This is a genomic window from Agrobacterium sp. 16-172Ci, assembly GCF_053522725.1.
Window position 1 is genome coordinate 571,851 of sequence record NZ_JBNWBW010000001.1, and the last position, 17,393, is coordinate 589,243.

Annotated in this window: 17 protein-coding genes; 13 read left to right on the top strand and 4 right to left on the bottom strand. The window is 60.9% G+C overall.

What is annotated here, in order from left to right:
- Nucleotides 1-147 precede the first annotated feature (147 nt).
- Nucleotides 148-1,176, top strand: a complete 1,029-nt coding sequence (gene adhP, locus ACQZ40_RS02860; RefSeq protein WP_004432721.1) for an alcohol dehydrogenase AdhP — start codon at nucleotides 148-150, stop codon at nucleotides 1,174-1,176.
- A 118-nt stretch (nucleotides 1,177-1,294) separates the two neighbouring features.
- A complete protein-coding gene (locus tag ACQZ40_RS02865; RefSeq protein ID WP_448747356.1) occupies nucleotides 1,295-2,170 on the top strand; it encodes a dienelactone hydrolase family protein in 876 nt (291 codons plus the stop codon).
- Between the two features lie 232 nt (nucleotides 2,171-2,402).
- Here ACQZ40_RS02865 and moaB read toward each other — a convergent pair whose 3' ends face one another.
- The 4 genes from moaB to ACQZ40_RS02885 all read right to left on the bottom strand — a co-directional run bounded on the left by moaB (nucleotide 2,403) and on the right by ACQZ40_RS02885 (nucleotide 7,001).
- Nucleotides 2,403-2,948 (bottom strand): molybdenum cofactor biosynthesis protein B, encoded by a 546-nt coding sequence (gene moaB / locus ACQZ40_RS02870; protein ID WP_162934027.1) that lies wholly within the window; start codon nucleotides 2,946-2,948, stop codon nucleotides 2,403-2,405.
- 108 nt (nucleotides 2,949-3,056) lie between these two features.
- Entirely contained in the window at nucleotides 3,057-3,941 is an 885-nt protein-coding gene (locus tag ACQZ40_RS02875) for a 4-(cytidine 5'-diphospho)-2-C-methyl-D-erythritol kinase (RefSeq protein WP_448747357.1), read from the bottom strand.
- Nucleotides 3,942-3,947: 6 nt separating this feature from the next.
- Nucleotides 3,948-5,795: a tetratricopeptide repeat protein gene (locus tag ACQZ40_RS02880; RefSeq protein WP_448747358.1), complete on the bottom strand. Its 1,848-nt coding sequence runs from the start codon at nucleotides 5,793-5,795 to the stop codon at nucleotides 3,948-3,950.
- Between the two features lie 189 nt (nucleotides 5,796-5,984).
- Nucleotides 5,985-7,001, bottom strand: a complete 1,017-nt coding sequence (locus ACQZ40_RS02885; protein WP_080856960.1) for a polyprenyl synthetase family protein — start codon at nucleotides 6,999-7,001, stop codon at nucleotides 5,985-5,987.
- A 111-nt stretch (nucleotides 7,002-7,112) separates the two neighbouring features.
- Here ACQZ40_RS02885 and ACQZ40_RS02890 point away from each other — a divergent pair, with 111 nt between their 5' ends.
- From ACQZ40_RS02890 to glyS, 11 genes are all read left to right on the top strand, one after another.
- Complete coding sequence (locus ACQZ40_RS02890) at nucleotides 7,113-7,343, top strand: putative signal transducing protein (protein ID WP_003503261.1); 231 nt, start codon at nucleotides 7,113-7,115, stop codon at nucleotides 7,341-7,343.
- Between the two features lie 6 nt (nucleotides 7,344-7,349).
- Nucleotides 7,350-8,150 (top strand): tRNA1(Val) (adenine(37)-N6)-methyltransferase, encoded by an 801-nt coding sequence (locus ACQZ40_RS02895; RefSeq protein WP_448747359.1) that lies wholly within the window; start codon nucleotides 7,350-7,352, stop codon nucleotides 8,148-8,150.
- Between the two features lie 91 nt (nucleotides 8,151-8,241).
- A complete protein-coding gene (locus ACQZ40_RS02900) occupies nucleotides 8,242-9,108 on the top strand; it encodes a S49 family peptidase (protein WP_161987679.1) in 867 nt (288 codons plus the stop codon).
- A gap of 20 nt (nucleotides 9,109-9,128) precedes the next feature.
- Nucleotides 9,129-9,323 carry an NfeD family protein gene (locus ACQZ40_RS02905; RefSeq protein WP_004432742.1) on the top strand — a complete coding sequence of 65 codons (195 nt, stop codon included), beginning with the start codon at nucleotides 9,129-9,131 and terminating at the stop codon, nucleotides 9,321-9,323.
- A 52-nt stretch (nucleotides 9,324-9,375) separates the two neighbouring features.
- Complete coding sequence (locus ACQZ40_RS02910) at nucleotides 9,376-9,606, top strand: AbrB/MazE/SpoVT family DNA-binding domain-containing protein (RefSeq protein ID WP_065654408.1); 231 nt, start codon at nucleotides 9,376-9,378, stop codon at nucleotides 9,604-9,606.
- Nucleotides 9,603-10,019, top strand: coding sequence for a PIN domain-containing protein (locus ACQZ40_RS02915; RefSeq protein WP_271044920.1), 417 nt, complete (start codon nucleotides 9,603-9,605; stop codon nucleotides 10,017-10,019). Before ACQZ40_RS02910 ends, ACQZ40_RS02915 begins: the two co-directional genes overlap by 4 nt.
- A gap of 80 nt (nucleotides 10,020-10,099) precedes the next feature.
- Nucleotides 10,100-11,062, top strand: a complete 963-nt coding sequence (locus tag ACQZ40_RS02920; RefSeq protein WP_020813609.1) for a glycine--tRNA ligase subunit alpha — start codon at nucleotides 10,100-10,102, stop codon at nucleotides 11,060-11,062.
- 78 nt (nucleotides 11,063-11,140) lie between these two features.
- Nucleotides 11,141-11,692, top strand: coding sequence for a LemA family protein (locus tag ACQZ40_RS02925; protein ID WP_078051226.1), 552 nt, complete (start codon nucleotides 11,141-11,143; stop codon nucleotides 11,690-11,692).
- An 87-nt stretch (nucleotides 11,693-11,779) separates the two neighbouring features.
- Complete coding sequence (gene aroA / locus ACQZ40_RS02930; RefSeq protein ID WP_448747360.1) at nucleotides 11,780-13,057, top strand: 3-phosphoshikimate 1-carboxyvinyltransferase; 1,278 nt, start codon at nucleotides 11,780-11,782, stop codon at nucleotides 13,055-13,057.
- 21 nt (nucleotides 13,058-13,078) lie between these two features.
- Complete coding sequence (locus tag ACQZ40_RS02935) at nucleotides 13,079-15,016, top strand: DUF2207 domain-containing protein (protein WP_448747361.1); 1,938 nt, start codon at nucleotides 13,079-13,081, stop codon at nucleotides 15,014-15,016.
- A 98-nt stretch (nucleotides 15,017-15,114) separates the two neighbouring features.
- Complete coding sequence (gene glyS, locus ACQZ40_RS02940) at nucleotides 15,115-17,268, top strand: glycine--tRNA ligase subunit beta (RefSeq protein WP_448747362.1); 2,154 nt, start codon at nucleotides 15,115-15,117, stop codon at nucleotides 17,266-17,268.
- The last annotated feature ends 125 nt before the right edge of the window (nucleotides 17,269-17,393 follow it).

A 17,393-nucleotide genomic window follows, 5' to 3' on the forward strand; every position in this document is an offset into this window, starting at 1 on the left:
CAGCACCGTGAGGTTGCCTCATAAGTGAGACAATCCCGCCTTGCAAAATGCTCCGATTTGCGATGGGTCAATTCCATGACGCCCCATCCCCGTTAATCTCTGCCTGCCGTCGAGGATTCCAGGCGAGCAGAGATTAGGGAGTATGTCATGGCTAAGACAATGAAGGCAGCCGTCGTCCGCGCGTTTGGAAAACCGCTGACCATCGAGGAAGTGGCGATACCGGATCCCGGCCCGGGTGAAATTCTCATCAACTACAAGGCGACAGGCATTTGCCACACCGACCTGCACGCCGCAACGGGCGACTGGCCGGTCAAGCCCAATCCGCCCTTCATCCCCGGCCACGAAGGTGTGGGTTACGTCGCCAAGATCGGCGCTGGCGTCACCGGCATCAAGGAAGGCGACCGCGCCGGCACGCCCTGGCTCTACACCGCCTGCGGCTGCTGCATTCCGTGCCGCACGGGCTGGGAAACGCTGTGCCCGAGCCAGAAGAATTCCGGCTATTCCGTCAATGGCAGCTTTGCCGAATACGGCCTTGCCGATCCGAAATTCGTCGGCCGCCTGCCGGATAATCTCGATTTCGGCCCGGCCGCACCGGTGCTCTGCGCCGGCGTCACCGTCTATAAGGGGCTGAAGGAAACCGAAGTCAGGCCCGGTGAGTGGGTGGTCATTTCAGGCATTGGCGGGCTTGGCCACATGGCCGTGCAATATGCCAAGGCCATGGGCATGCATGTCGTGGCCGCCGATATTTTCGACGACAAGCTGGCGCTTGCGAAGAAACTCGGAGCCGATGTCACCGTCAATGGCCGCGCGCCAGATGCGGTGGAGCAGGTGCAGAAGGCGACCGGCGGCGTCCACGGCGCGCTGGTGACGGCGGTGTCGCCCAAGGCCATGGAGCAGGCTTACGGCTTCCTGCGCTCCAAGGGCACCATGGCTCTTGTCGGCCTGCCGCCGGGCTTCATCTCCATTCCGGTGTTCGACACGGTGCTGAAGCGCATCACGGTGCGCGGCTCCATCGTCGGCACGCGGCAGGATCTGGAGGAAGCGCTGACGTTTGCCGGCGAAGGCAAGGTGGCGGCCCATTTCTCCTGGGATAAGCTCGAAAACATCAACGATATCTTCCACCGCATGGAAGAGGGCAAGATCGACGGCCGTATCGTCGTGGACCTCGCTGCCTGATGTGAAAACTGGCTGGCGGCGCTCACGTAAATGTGTGGCGTCGCTTGCCCCCGCCTCGTTCCCCACGGGGCGATCTGCGCTATCCTCCCGCATCCGTGCGTTCAAGGAGGATAGAGCGATGGACAAGCCCAAGATCACGCAGGCCATGATCGACGCTTACGATGAATATACCCATCTCAGCCTCGATCGCCGCAAATTCATGGAAAAGCTCACCGTATTGGCCGGGTCTGGTGCAGCGGCGGCGGCCATCGCTCCGCTTCTTTCGGCCAACAGCGCCCGTGCGGCGGTTATCGCGGCCGATGACGACAGGATCGTCGCCGAGGAGGTGACCTATCCCGCCGCCAGCGGCGAGATGAAGGGTTACCTCGTTACGCCGAAATCCGTTTCCGGCCCCATCGGCTCGGTCATCGTCATTCATGAGAACCGTGGTCTGAACGACCATATTCGTGACGTGGCAAGGCGGGTGGCGCTCGCCGGTTTCCGCGCGCTTGCGGTCGATTTCCTATCCCCGCAGGACGGCACGCCCGCCGATGAGGAGAAGGCACGGCAGATGTTCAGCGGTCTCGACATGGACGCGACCGTCGCCAATGCCGAAGCGGGCCGGGTATGGCTCGCGGCCCGGCAGGGGGCGAATGGCAAGGTGGGCGCGGTCGGTTTCTGCTGGGGCGGCGGGCTGGTCAATCGTTTCGCCACCAAATCGGCAGGTTTGAATGCCGGCGTCGCCTATTACGGCCAGCAGGCCCCCGCGGCCGATGTACCAGCCATCAAGGCGCCGCTGCTTTTGCACTATGCGGGTCTCGATGAGCGCATCAATGCCGGCATCGACGCCTATAAGAAGGCGCTGGAGGAAAACGGCAAGACCTTTGAAATCTTCGTCTATGACGGCGTCAACCACGCCTTCAACAATGACACGTCCTCGGCGCGCTACGACAAGGCGGCCGCCGATCTCGCCTGGGGCCGGACGACGGAGTTCTTCAAGAAATATCTGGCGTGATGGGGTTTTGGGCGGGCATTGTATGCGAACCGGAGGTGGGTGCGGCTTCACCCCCCTCTGCCCTGCCGGGCATCTCCCCCTCAAGGGGGGAGATCGATCTGCGGCGATGTCTAGTGCATCTTGAAGCTTGAGATAAAGCGACAAGAGGGCCTCTTGCCGATCTCCCCCCTTGAGGGGGAGATGCCCGGCAGGGCAGAGGGGGGTAAGCCCCACGCGCCCTCAATCCGCTGATCTAAACGCCCCCAGCCCCACGCTTCAAATGCTCATCGAGCCTTGGCATGATCTCCACGAAATTGCAGGGCAGGTGGCGATAATCGAGCTGGGCTTTCAGAATACCGTCCCACGCATCCTTGCACGCACCCGGCGAGCCGGGCAGCACGAAGATGAAGGTCGCGTTCGCCACGCCGCCGGTCGCGCGTGACTGGATGGTGGCGGTGCCGATCTTGTCATAGGAAATGCGATGGAACAGCGCCGAAAATCCGTCCATGCGCTTTTCGAACAGCGGCTCCAGCGCCTCGGGTGTCACATCGCGGCCGGTGAAGCCCGTGCCGCCTGTCGTGATGACCACATCCACGCCGTCAGACAGCGTCCATTCGCGCACCGTGTCTGCGATCGCCGCCTTGTCGTCCGGGACGATGGCGCGGGCAGCGAGCCGGTGGCCCGCGTCCTCCAGTCTTGCGACGAGTGTGTCTCCAGACTTGTCGTTCTCCAGCGTGCGGCTGTCCGAAACGGTCAGAACCGCAATGCCAAGGGGAATGAAGGGTCTATCGCCTGCCATGGCCTTATCCTCGAATGCCGGGAGCATCGGACCGAAAAGTGTATTGCGGTTTTCGGAAAATCCGATGCTCAAACAAAACTGGGAGCGGCGGGCCCGCCGCTCTAATCTTCAAATGGTCCGCGTCGCCTGAAAATACCAGCCGGGGCGTTTCTTCCGAAGCGATGTTTCCGCTTTCCTGGCCGCTTCAAGGGAATGAAAAATCCCGAAACAGGTCGCCCCCGAACCGGACATGCGCACAAGCGCAGCATCTTCCTGCGACAGCAGCCCAATGATTTCCCCGATCTCCGACAGAAGCGCCTGAGCTGGCGGTTGCAGATCGTTACGGCTTTGCGCGAGAAAATCCATCCAGCCGATTGTCGCAGAGGCGGGCAGGGGCGCATTGGTCTTGGTCTGCAATCGCCGGAAAATCTCCGGCGTCGAGACCGCCTTCAGCGGATTGGCGAGAACCATCACCAGTTCTGGCAGATCGGTGACCGGTTCGATGTCCTCGCCGATGCCGCGCGCGATCAGGGATCGGCTCTCAAGGCACATCGGTACATCCGCCCCGAGCGTCAGCGCCATGGATGCAAGCGCATCCGGCGCGATCCCGGCACGCCAGTGCCGCAAAAGCCCGCGCAGTGTCGCCGCCGCATCGGCCGAGCCGCCGCCGATACCGGAAGCCACCGGCAGGTTCTTTTCAAGATGAATGGCGACCGGGGGTGCCGGTTGACCCGTCGATGCAAGCGCATCGCGCAACAGGTCCCTGGCGCGGGTGACGAGGTTATCGCCGCCATCGCCCGCGCGCAAAAGATCGCCGAAAGGGCCTGAGATGGAAAAACTGTCGGCATCGGCGTCGCGAATACGGATCGTGTCCCCGGCTTCAGTAAAGGTCACCAGCGTTTCGAGCAGGTGATACCCATCCGCTCGCTGGCCGGTCACATGCAGCGCCAGATTGATTTTGGCCGGGGCCGCCTCGATGGTCTCGGTGGCCCCGGATACGTCATGCCCGCGCATGCGGCGTCAGGATTTCTTGTCCGGAGTGGCAGCCGGTGCCGGCGCCGGAGGAGCCGGCGGCACCGGCGCGACTTCCTTTTTGGCGGTATTTTCGGCATCTTTTTCCACCGGCGGCAGGCCGTTGGCGATCTTTTCCTTCACCGTGGCCTTGTCCACGTCGTCGCTGTCGCCGATCAATGCGCGGTTCCACTGATAAACCGCCTCGATCTTGCGGCCGACCCGCCAGTAGGCGTCGCCCAGATGGTCGTTGATGGTCGGATCGCCGGCTTTCAGTTCGATCGCCCGCTCCAGCTCGGTCACGGCTTCATCGAAAGCGCCGAGGCGATAATGCGCCCAGCCGAGCGAATCGACGATGTAGCCGTCATTCGGCCGAAGCTCGACGGCGCGGCTGATCATCTTCATGCCTTCATCGAGATTGATGCCCTTGTCCACCCAGGAATAGCCCAGATAGTTCAGAACCTGCGGCTGTTCCGGGTTCAGCTCCAGCGCCCGCTTGAAATTCGGTTCGGCCTTGTCCCATTCCTTCAGTCGCTCATAGGCGATGCCGCGCTGGAAGAAAACGGACCAGTCGGATTTCTGCGGCACGGAGCCGATGACCTCGATGGCCTTGTCGTAGTTCTCGGCCATCGCCTTGTAGTCCTTGGCGTCCGAAAGCACGCTGCCGTAGGCGAGATAGGAACGAATGTCCTTCGGATCGGATTCGAGCAGGGATTTGAGGTGCTTGCGCGCCTCATCCACCTTGCCGGTCTGCGCAAGCGTCAGTCCGAGCTGCAGCTCGGAAATGCGATACATCGGCGAATCCTTCGGCACCTCGCGGTAGAAGGCAATGGCGCGGTCAGGCTGTTTCAGCGCTTCGGAAAGGCCGCCGAGAAGGATGAGCGTATCCGGGCTCTTCGGATCGAGTGCGCGCGACGTCTGCAGATAAAGCGTCACGATCTCTTCGGCGCCTTCGCGGTTCAGCGCGCCGGCGATGGAGAACATGACGCTGGCGGCACCTTCAACCGCATTTGTGATCTGCTGTTCCGGCTTTTCACCGTTTTCGATGGACTGGCGAAGCGCCTTCAGCGGCGCGTAATTCGGTGCGAAAGTGTCTCCGACCGCAATCGCATCCAGCGCCTTCTGCTTGTTGCCGGCGGAAGCCTCCAGCCGGGCAAGCGCCATCACAGCGCGCATATAGGTATCGGAGGCGGTTGCCCCGCCTTCGCGGTCCGTCACCGCTTCGTTCAGGCTCTTGCGGGCGGCTTCATTGTTGCCGGAAACAAGGGCGATGGCCGCCGCATTGTATTTCTGGAAGATCGAAATCCAGCCCGGGCCCTTCATATTGTTGACCAGCGCCAGCGCTTCCTTCGGCTTGCCGGAACCGGCACGCGCCCACGCGGTCAAAAGCGTGTTGACCATGCGGTCGAGATCGTTCGGACCGGTATATTTCAGAATCTTCTCGGCCTTGGCGAATTCCTTATCCTTGATGGCGTCGAGACCGCGCACGATGGTCGTCACGCGCTCCACCGAGGTATCGTCCTTCATCGAATCGGCGATCTTGGCGCCGGCCTCGAAATTGCCGCTCAGAAGTTCGGCGATCATCAGCCGCTGGCGGATTTCCGTATTGGCCGGATCGAATTCCAGCGCCTTTTTGTAAAGCGAAATCGCGGTGGGATAATCCTGATCGACATCGGCATTGCGCCCGGCGAGGAAGGCGCCGGAGAAGGTGTTCACCTTGCCGGGATCGAACGTAACGGCTTTGTCTTCCGGTGTCGCCTTCGTTTCCGCAAAGCCGGGGCTTGCACCCGCGCCGATTGCGAGAGCAGCGGCAAGAGCCGCGCTGCAGAGAAGACGGAGTGCTGGTTTACGCCGCATGAGGGAACCTTTGCCTTTGTGCAGAAGCACGGAAAAATCAGTTTCCATTGTTGGTCACGATAGAATGGCTTTTTTGAAGCAGCCCCGCAAGAAATTATGGCCCCGGCCACAATCACGCCTTGCGGAGAAGCTGGCCCGGAACATTGGGCGGATTGTCTTTTCCATCCGCCTTTCGCCCGGCCTCTAGCGTCAGTTCAGACGCTCGATGCAGAAGTCGATCACTTCCAGAAGCGCATCTTTCCAGGGGCTCTGCGGCAGCGGTGCGAGCGCATCGCGGGCGATGGTGCCGTAGTGCGTGGCGCGGCCGATCGTATCGCCAAGACCGTTGTATTTGGTGATCAGGCCCAGCGCCTTTTCAAGGTTCTCGTCGCTGCTTTCACCCTTCTCGATGGCCTTGCGCCAGAAGGCGCGCTCATCCTGCGTGCCGCGACGATAGGAGAGGATGACCGGCAGGGTGATCTTGCCTTCGCGGAAATCGTCGCCGGTATTCTTGCCGAGATCGGCGGATTTTCCACCGTAGTCCAGCACGTCGTCAACGAGCTGGAAGGCGAGGCCGAGATTCATGCCGTAGGATTTCAGCGCGCTGCGGGTCGCCTTGTCGGTCTTGGCGACGATGGGGCCGACTTCCGCCGCCGCCGCAAAAAGGGCGGCCGTCTTGGCGCGAATCACCTGCAGATAATCGTCTTCCGTCGTTTCCATGTTCTTGGCGACAGAAAGCTGCAGCACCTCACCCTCGGCGATCACCGAGGCGGCGGTGGACAGCACATCGAGCGCATCGAGGGAGCCGACATCCACCATCATGCGGAAGGCCTGACCGAGCAGGAAGTCGCCGACGAGAACGCTCGCCTGGTTGCCCCAGATGGTGCGGGCGGTGGATTTGCCGCGGCGCAGATCGCTTTCATCCACCACATCGTCATGCAGAAGCGTCGCCGTGTGCATGAATTCGACGCTGGTGGCGAGCTTGATGTGGTTGTCGCCCTCGTAACCGAACATCGAGGCCGAGGCGAGCGTCAGCATCGGCCGCAGGCGCTTGCCGCCGGAAGAGATGAGGTGGTTGGCCACCTCGGGTATCATCTGGACATCGGAACCGGCCTTGGAAAGGATAAGCTGGTTCACCCGTTCCATATCGGGGCGGGTCAGGTCGACAAGCGGCTTGACGGATGCGAGTTTGTTTTTGCTTTCTTCAAGCGGTATGACGACGCCCAAGGGACAGGACTCCAGTTCGAATTTGAATTCGACAATAAAAACTGACGCCTTGCGCGGCAAGGGGCGAATTGCCGCTAGCCATTCAAAAAGATGGGAATTTAAGGTCTATCCATGCGTGAACTGATCCGTACCAACGATGCCGTGCTGCTCTCCTTCGCCGAAAGCCTGATGAAGGATGCCGGCATCCATTGCCTCATCGCCGATCAGGCGATGAGCATTCTGGAAGGATCGCTCGGTCTTTTGCCACGAAGGTTTCTGGTGGAGGAAGATCGGGCCGATCAGGCCCGCCGCATTCTCATCGATGCCGGGCTCGGCGACGAGTTGCGCAACGAAGAGGCTTGAACGGCGGTGGGCGACGGCATTTCCGAAACGATCGACGCCTTTCACCGGGGCCGGTTTCACGTCATCCAGCCGAAGGGCAGGGGACACCGGGCCGGCATGGACGCCATGCTCCTGGCGTCATTGGTGGCGGATGAGCGTGCCTGCCGGATAGCCGATCTCGGCGCGGGCGCAGGTGCCGCCGGCATGGCGGTTGCGACGCGGATCGAAAAGGCTGAGGTGACGCTGTACGAACGCTCGCCGGAAATGGCGCAATTTGCCCGACGCAGCCTCGAACTGCCTGAGAATGCTGCCTTTTCTGCGCGCGTCAGCGTGCGCGAAGCCGATGTGACGCTGCGGGCGAAAGCACGCGCCGAAGCGGGGTTGCCCGATGAGCATTTCCATCACGTCATCATGAACCCGCCCTATAACGATGCGGGCGACCGCCGCACGCCGGATGCCCTGAAGGCCGAAGCGCATGCCATGACCGATGGCCTGTTCGAAGACTGGATCAGGACCGCAGGCGCGATCATGGTGCCGGGTGGTCAGCTTTCCCTGATTTCAAGGCCGCAATCGGTGGCGGAGATCATCGCCGCCTGCGGCAGCCGTTTCGGCGGCCTCGAAATCACCCTCATTCATCCGCGCCCTGGCGAGGATGCGGTGCGCATGCTCGTCACCGCCATCAAAGGTTCACGGGCGCGGCTGTCCTTCCGTGCGCCGCTCATCATGCATGAGACCGGCAGCCATGCCTTCACCCCATTCGTCGATGACCTGAACAATGGCCGCGCCGCCTATTCGCGTAATGTAAGGGCAATCCGGCCGGCGTCATAAATATCGCCGTTCCGCCGGCCGCAAACCATTGTGTTTTCCGGGGCGATACATACATCCCTGACGAACGGATAAATGCTGCGAGGATTGAGTAGTGGGTTTTCTGAAGTATCTGGTGCCGAAACGCTTTCGTAAAAAAGAGCTCGTCATCCCGGTGGTGCGCATGCACGGTGCGATCATGGCCGGCGGCAACCAGTTCCGCCCCGCCCTCAATCTCGCCTCCTATGCGCCGCTTCTGGAAAAGGCCTTCGCCGTCAAGGATGCCCCGGCCGTCGCCATTTCGCTCAACTCGCCCGGCGGTTCGCCGGTGCAGGCGCGCATGATCTATAACCGCATCCGCCAGCTCGCCGAGGAAAAGGAAAAGAAGGTCCTGATCTTCGTGGAGGACGTTGCAGCCTCCGGCGGATACATGATCGCGCTTGCCGGCGACGAGATCATCGCCGATCCCACCTCCATCGTCGGTTCGATCGGCGTCGTTTCCGGCGGTTTCGGTTTCCCGGAAATGCTGAAGAAGATCGGCGTGGAGCGCCGTGTCTATACGGCCGGCGAGAACAAGGTCATCCTCGATCCCTTCCAGCCGGAAAAGGAAGGCGATATCGATTACCTGAAGTCGCTTCAGGTCGAAATCCACAATGTTTTCATTGATATGGTCAAGATGCGTCGCGGCTCGAAACTGAAGGGCGACGAGGCGATCTTCTCGGGCCTGTTCTGGACCGGCATGCGCGGCCTCGACCTCGGCCTAATCGACGGGCTGGGCGACATGCGTGAGGTTCTTCGCCGCCGTTACGGCACCAAGGTCAAGCTGCAGCTCGTCAGTGGCGGTCGCACTCTGTTCGGCAAAAAGGTGCCGGGCGTCAATGCTGCTCTGGACGTGAATGCCGAAAGGCTGGCCGCCGGTGCGGTATCAGGGCTTGCGGAGGTTGCCGAAGAAAAGGCATTGTGGTCGCGTTTCGGTCTATGATGTCTCAGGAATAAAGCCTTATGGCGCAGCTCATTACAATTATTCTTCTGGTGGTGGGATCCGTCATCCTTTACCGCCGCTTCGTCCGCGATGCGGAAAAGCTCTCGGCAAAATCGAAACAGCGCGAGAAGGAACGCGAGACCGGCGCCATCGGCACGCTGATCAAGGACCCGGAAACCGGCGAATACCGCGTGAAGCGCGAGGATGAGGCGTAATTTTCCTGTAACGCAGAATTTGCTATAGTCGCTTTCGAGTAAGGAGGCTGTCATGCGTGTCACGAAATGGGGCGATAGTCTTGCGGTCCGCATCCCGGCGGATGTCGCGGAAGCCTTGCATATCAAGGAAGGCGACGAGGTGGATGTCGTTGCAGCAACCGATGCGGTTGTCAACGCGACGACTGACGAAGAGCGGCGACAGGCGCTTGAAAAAATTCGTTCCCTGCGATGGACATTGCCGCCGGACTATAAATTTGATCGTGACGAGGCTAATGAGCGTTGAGCAAGGCGCCCTTCGTTGACACCAATATTCTGGTCTATGCTTCGACCTCCGACCCGCGCTCCGAGGTGGCCAATACGATAATATCGCAGCCATTCGTTATCAGCGTCCAGGCACTTAACGAGTTTTCGGTTGTCGCGCGTAAAAAATTGCGAATGGAATGGAGCGGTATACGTTCCGCTTTGGAAGATTTCAGAACGGCGGCGGCGCAGATTGTGCCGCTGGACGTTGGTCTGCACATGGACGCGCTTGATCTTGTGCAGAGATACAATGTTGCTTTTTACGACGCCTTGATGCTGGCGGCAGCGCTGAAGGCGGAAAGCAATGTTTTCCTCTCCGAAGACATGCAGGATGGCCTCACCGTCGAAGGGCGAATGAAGATCGTCAACCCGTTCACCGCCCCTCTCCACGCATAAAACCTTGACCCTCACGCCATGCCGTGGCACGTGTCCGCATCCAAAGTAAGTCAATGCTTACTTGTCCTCCTAACGCCGCGATGACTGCAATGACCGATGTTCCCGACCATATGAACCCGAAGCGTTCTTTTCAGGCGCTGATCCTGACGCTGCACAATTACTGGGCCGACAAGGGCTGCGCGGTGTTGCAGCCATACGATATGGAAGTGGGCGCGGGTACGTTCCATCCGGCAACCACGCTACGCGCGCTCGGTCCCAAGCCATGGAAGGCCGCTTACGTGCAGCCCTCACGCCGCCCGTCCGATGGGCGTTACGGCGAGAACCCCAACCGTCTGCAGCACTATTACCAGTATCAGGTGATCCTGAAACCAAACCCCTCGAACCTGCAGGAACTCTATCTGGGTTCGCTGAAGGCCATCGGCCTCGACCCTCTGCTGCACGATGTGCGGTTCGTCGAAGACGACTGGGAAAGCCCGACGCTCGGCGCCTGGGGCCTTGGCTGGGAGTGCTGGTGCGACGGCATGGAAGTATCGCAGTTCACTTACTTCCAGCAGGTCTGCGGCATCGAATGCTCGCCGGTTGCGGGCGAGCTGACCTATGGTCTGGAGCGTCTGGCCATGTATGTCCAGGGCGTCGATAATGTCTATGACCTGAACTTCAACGGCCGCGAAGGTGAAGAAAAGATTTCCTACGGCGACGTGTTTTTGCAGGCCGAGCAGGAATATTCCCGGCATAACTTCGAGTTCGCCGATACAGCCATGCTGCATCGCCATTTCATCGACGCCGAAAAGGAATGCCAGGCGCTTCTCGCCGCCGGCGCGCCCGGTGACAACGACAACCAGCGCCTGCACAAATGCGTTTTCCCGGCCTATGACCAGTGCATCAAGGCCAGCCACGTCTTCAACCTTCTGGATGCACGCGGCGTAATTTCGGTCACGGAACGCCAGAGCTATATCCTGCGCGTGCGCACGCTGGCGAAAGCCTGCGGCGAAGCCTTCCTGCTGACGGATGCGGGCGGGCTGAACTGGAACAGGGCCGCCTGAACGTTTATGTAAGGCGGGGCAACAGTCTAACGTGCGGACGCCGTTCTGGTGTCCGCACCTCTTGAGGAGGGGTAGGGAATGTTCATCACGCTGGCAATCATTGCGGCAATCGCGCTTTATGTCGTCTTCATTTATAACGGGCTGGTCAAGGCGCGGCAGATGAAGGAAGAGGCGTGGTCGGGCATCGACGTGCAGCTGAAGCGCCGCGCTGATCTCATTCCCAATCTCATCGAGACAGTGAAGGGTTACGCGGCGCATGAAAAGAGCACCTTCGAGGAGGTGATTGCCATGCGCAACCGGGCGCAGGCCGTGCCGGCGGGCGATGTCGAGGGTCGTGCGCAGGCGGAAGGGCTGCTGTCGCAGGCGCTCGGCAAGCTCTTTGCGCTTGCCGAAGCCTATCCCGATCTCAAGGCCAATACGAATTTTCTGGAATTGCAGCGTTCGCTGGAAACCATCGAAAGCGAAATCCAGATGTCGCGCCGTTATTACAATGGCGCCGCCCGCGACCTCAACGTCAAGGTGGAGAGCTTCCCCTCCAATCTGGTCGCAGGCCAGTTCGGTTTTGCCAAGGCGCCGTATTTCGAGATCGACAACCCGGCCGACCGCGCCGTGCCGACTGTGAAATTCTAAGCGCACTGTTCCCTCGGCGGCTTAAGACCTCCCGTTCAAATTCCGATAATCCGGCTCTTCGCTGCATTCTTTGACAAGACGACAATCATGATCGAACTGACCATCACCCCGCCCGACCACCCGCTTTCCGGCAAGGTCGAGCCGCCCGGCTCCAAGTCCATCACCAACCGTGCGCTTCTTCTGGCCGGTCTTGCCAGGGGCAAAAGCCGGTTGACCGGCGCACTGAAAAGCGACGACACGCTTTATATGGCCGAAGCCCTGCGCGAGATGGGCGTCAAGGTAACCGAACCAGACGCCACCACCTTTGTGGTGGAAGGCACGGGTGTACTTCAGCAGCCGGAAAAGCCGCTTTTCCTCGGCAATGCCGGCACCGCGACACGGTTCCTCACCGCTGCTGCCGCACTTGTCGATGGCGCCGTCATCATCGATGGAGACGAGCATATGCGCAAACGCCCGATCATGCCGTTGGTGGAGGCCCTGCGCTCCCTCGGTGTCGAGGCGGAGGCGCCGACCGGCTGCCCGCCCGTCACCGTCTGCGGCAAGGGCACGGGTTTCCCGAAGGGGAGCGTCACCATCGATGCCAACCTCTCCAGCCAATATGTGTCGGCGCTTCTGATGGCCGCCGCCTGCGGCGACAAGCCTGTCGATATCCTCCTCAAGGGTGAGGAAATCGGCGCCAAGGGCTATATCGATCTCACCACATCGGCCATGGAGGCTTTCGGTGCGAAGATTGAGCGCGTCAGCAACGCCATCTGGCGCGTGCACCCGACGGGTTACACGGCGACCGATTTCCACATCGAGCCGGATGCCTCCGCCGCCACCTATCTCTGGGGTGCGGAACTGCTGACCGGCGGCGCGATCGATATCGGCACGCCGGCCGATAAGTTCACCCAGCCGGACGCCAAGGCCTATGATGTCATGGCCAAGTTTCCGCACCTGCCCGCCGAAATCGACGGCTCGCAGATGCAGGACGCCATTCCGACCATCGCGGTTCTGGCCGCCTTCAACGAGACGCCGGTGCGTTTCGTCGGCATCGCCAATCTGCGCGTCAAGGAATGCGACCGTATCCGCGCCGTCTCGCTCGGCCTCAACGAAATCCGTAACGGTCTTGCGCATGAAGAGGGCGACGACCTGATCGTGCATGCCGATCCGGCCCTTGCAGGCCAGACGGTCAAGGCCTCCATCGATACTTTTGCCGACCACCGCATCGCCATGAGCTTTGCGCTGGCGGCGCTGAAAGTCGGCGGTATTGCCATCCAGAATCCGGCCTGCGTCGGCAAGACCTATCCCGGTTACTGGAAGGCGCTTGCTTCGCTCGGCGTCAACTATACCGAAAAGGAAAGCGCTGCCGAGCCGCAGCACTGAGCCATTGAGGAGGGACCGCCCGTGAAGACCATCGCCGCAAGACTTCTCGCGCTGTTCGTCTTCCTGGGCGCGGCTTTCCCCGCCTTCGCGGAGGAATTCATCCGCTCCTACCATTCCGTCATCGAGTTGGCGGCGGATGGCAAGCTGACGGTGACGGAAACCATCACCGCCCGCGCGGAAGGGCAGAACATCAAGCGCGGCATCTTCCGCGATTTCCCGCTTTATGCGCTGGATGCGAATAACCGTCGTACCAAGGTGGATTTCAACGTCGTTTCGGTGGAGCGCGATGGCGCGCCGGAAAACTGGCGCACCGAAACTATCGATGGCGGCATCCGCATCTATACCGGCAGCGCCGAGCGTTTTCTGCCGACCGGCGAGCACATCTTCCAGATCACTTACACCACCGCCCGGCAGATTCGTTATTTCAGCGATTATGACGAGCTGACCTGGAATGTCACCGGCAATGGCTGGCAATTCCCCATGGGCGAGATTTCCGCGACCATCACTCTGCCGGAGGGCGTGAAGGCAACGGATACCGACGTCTTCACCGGGCCGCGGGGTGCGAAGGGCAAGGATGCGCGCATCTTGAGCGAAGGTAACGAGGTATTCTTCGCCTCCACCCGCCCGTTTACGGTTGGCGAGGGCATGACGGTCGCCGTCAAGCTCTCCAAGGGCGCGATTGCGGCACCAGACACCTCACAGGAGGCGGGCTGGTGGCTGCGGGATAATCTCGCCATCCTGCTTTCGGGCGGCGGGCTTTTCGCCGTGCTGCTTTATTACCTGCGCGCCTGGTTCGCCGTCGGCCGCGATCCGGCGAAGGGTGTGGTCGTGCCGCGCTGGGATGCGCCGGAGGGGCTTTCGCCGGCTCTGGTCAATTACGTCGATAATCGCGGGTTTTCAGGTGCCGGCTGGACGGCGCTCTCTGCCTCGGCTCTTGATCTGGCGGTGAAGGGTTATGTCGTTCTGGAGGATTTGAAGAACGCCATCGTCATCCGCCGCACGCAAAAGGCGACGGCCGACAACCTGCCGACCGGCCAGAAGACGCTGCTTGCCTCCATCGGCAGTCCGGGCGAGACTTTGACCATCGACAAGGCCCATGGGACGGAAGTTGAAAAGGTCGGAAAACAGTTCCGCGCGGCGATAGAGAAAGAACATCGCGGCAAATATTACCGCAGCAATGCCGGTTACACCGTGTTCGGCATCTTCCTCAGCATCGCCCTCATCGTTGCGACGTTGATCTTCGGCGATCTGGATGAAAGCGCCATTGCCGCCGTGCTGGTCTTCGGCTTTTTCGCCTTCTTCTTCAGCATCCTGTCGATCGGCATCGGCCGCCAGTTTTCGCGCGGCGCACCGCTACGCAAGCGGATAGGCGGCATTGTCATGCTGGCTTTTGCCGGTTTCGTGGCCTTTTCCGCCATTGGCGGCATCGCCACACAAATCCTGCTGGATGTGACGCATGACACCAAGTCGCTGGCACTGGCCGCCATCGGCGGCATCGTGCTCACCAACGCGCTGTTCCTGTTCCTGATGGGCGCGCCGACGCCGCTCGGCCGCAAGCTGATGGATGGCATTGAGGGCCTCCGAACCTATCTGACGCTGGCGGAAAAAGACCGGATGAACATGGCCGGCGCGCCCGCCATGTCGCCGCAGCATTTCGAGACGTTGCTGCCCTATGCCGTGGCGCTCGGCGTTGAAAAACCGTGGAGCCGCACCTTCGAGGCATGGCTTGCAACGGCCGCTGCCGGTGCCGCTGCTGCAAGTTATGCGCCCGGCTGGTATGCGGGCAGCAATTACGGAACCTTTGGCGACAGGATCGGCGGCTTTTCCACCTCCATGGCCAATACCATCGCCTCCACCATTCCCCAGCCTGTCAGCTCGTCCGGCTCCAGCTTTTCGGGCGGTGGCGGCGGCGGTTTTTCCGGCTCCGGCGGCGGTGGTGGTGGTGGCGGCGGCTGGTAACGCCCGCCGGCGGTAATTTAACCGATAGCTGGTGACTTTTGCCGCTGGTCTTGCTAAGTCCGCGACACTCTTTTGCAACAGATTAAAGTCCTTATCCCATGCCCGATCTTCTGCTTGAACTTCGCTCCGAGGAAATCCCTGCCCGCATGCAGCGCAAGGCGGCGGGCGATCTGAAGAAACTCGTCACCGATGCCTTGGTGGAGAGAGGGCTGACCTATGAAGGTGCGCGCGAATATTGGACGCCGCGTCGCCTGACACTGGATATTCGCGGCCTTAATGCCCGCTCCGCCGATGTGCGTGAGGAAAAGAAGGGCCCGCGCACCGACGCCAATGAAAAGGCCATCGAGGGCTTTCTGCGCGGCGCCGGCCTCAACGATATTTCGGAAGCGCAGGTCGTTTCCGACCCGAAGAAGGGCGATTTCTACATCGCCATCATCAACAAGCCCGGCCGCCCGGCGGAAGAGATCATCGCCGAGGTGATGCCCGGCATCATCCGTTCCTTCCCCTGGCCGAAATCCATGCGCTCCGGCCCGGCCTCCATGCCGAAGGGTTCGAGCTATGCCGGCATCGAAGGCAAGGGCTCCGAAAGCCTGCGCTGGGTGCGCCCGCTGCAATCCATCGTCTGCCTGTTCGGCCCCGAACATGACGAAACCCAGGTCATTCCTTTCGCCATCGACGGTATCGTCGCCGGCAACGTCACCTATGGCCATCGTTTCCATGCACCCGGCCCGATCACCGTGCGCCGTTTCGAGGATTATGTCTCGAGCCTCGAAAAGGCGAAGGTCGTTCTCGATGCCGAACGCCGCAAGGATATCATCCTGCACGACGCCAAGGATCTCGCTTTCGCCAACGGTCTTGAACTGGTGGAAGATGAAGGCCTGCTGGAAGAAGTCTCTGGCCTCGTCGAATGGCCGCAGGTTCTGATGGGCACCTTCGAGGAAGATTACCTGCAGATCCCGGCGGAAATCATTCGCCTCACCATCAAGACCAACCAGAAGTGTTTCGTCACCCGCAATCAGGGTGCGGAAGAGGGTCTTTCCAACCGCTTCATCCTGATCTCGAACATCGAGGCAAGCGACGGCGGCAAGGAAATCATCCACGGAAACGGCAAGGTCGTGCGCGCACGCCTGTCCGACGCCCGTCATTTCTGGACCCGTGACCAGGGCGATCTGCCTGATCTTGAGACGCTGAAGGACTCGGCCGCGAAATTCGGCCTCGACCTCAATAAGCCGCTCGACCAGCGTATGGCCAAACTCGACGCATTGAACGTCACCTTCCATGCCAAGCTCGGTACGCAGGGTGAGCGCGTGGCGCGTATTCGCGAACTGGCAAAGGCGCTGGCCCCGGTTGTCGGCGCCGATGCCGATCTGGTGGACCGCGCTGTTGTTCTGGCGAAAGCCGACCTGCGCACCGAAGCCGTCGGCGAATTCCCCGAGCTTCAGGGCCTGATGGGCCGCAAATATGCGACGCTGCAGGGCGAAAACGAAAGCGTCGCGGCCGCCATCGAAGACCATTACAAGCCGCAGGGTCCCTCCGACCGCCTGCCGGCCGATAAGGTGGCGATCACGGTCGCTCTCGCCGACAAGCTCGATACACTCGTCGGTTTCTGGGCCATCGACGAGAAGCCGACCGGCTCCAAGGATCCCTTCGCGCTTCGTCGTGCGGCGCTGGGTGTGGTCCGCATTCTGCTTGAGAAAAACGTGCGGCTTCCGCTGCTAAGCGTTGCGAAGGACCCGGACCTTCTCTCCTTCTTCCATGATCGCCTGAAGGTCTATCTGCGCGATCTCGGCGCGCGTTACGATCTGATCGACGCCGTTTTGACGCCGGAATCCGACGATCTGCTAATGATCGCCCGCCGTGTTGAGGCGCTCACCGCCTTCATCACCGGCGAGGATGGCCGCAACCTTCTGGCAGGCGCCAAGCGCGCCACCCAGCTTCTGGCGGCAGAGGAAAAGAAGGGTACGGTGGTGGCCGATGGCGTTTCGGAAGAGCTGTTGAAGCTCGAGGCCGAAAAGGCGCTTTATGCGGCGATCAAGACCGCATCTGCCGACGCTGCGAAGGCTGTTGCGGGCGAGGATTTCCGCTCCGCCATGCAGGCGCTTTCGACGCTTCGTGCGCCGGTCGACAAGTTCTTCGAGGATGTGCTCGTTAATGACGAGGATGCGGCCATCCGTGCCAACCGTTTGGCGTTGCTGAAGGCTATTCGCGAAGCGACCGGAACGGTTGCGGATTTTTCGAAGATCACGGGGTGAGGGGTTTCGGGGTAGCCAGGTATGTCAGCGTTCTTGGTTCACCCCCCTCTGTCCTGCCGGACATCTCCCCCTCAAGGGGGGAGATCGAATCGCGGCAACCTCTCGATTACCTCTAATGTCGCGAT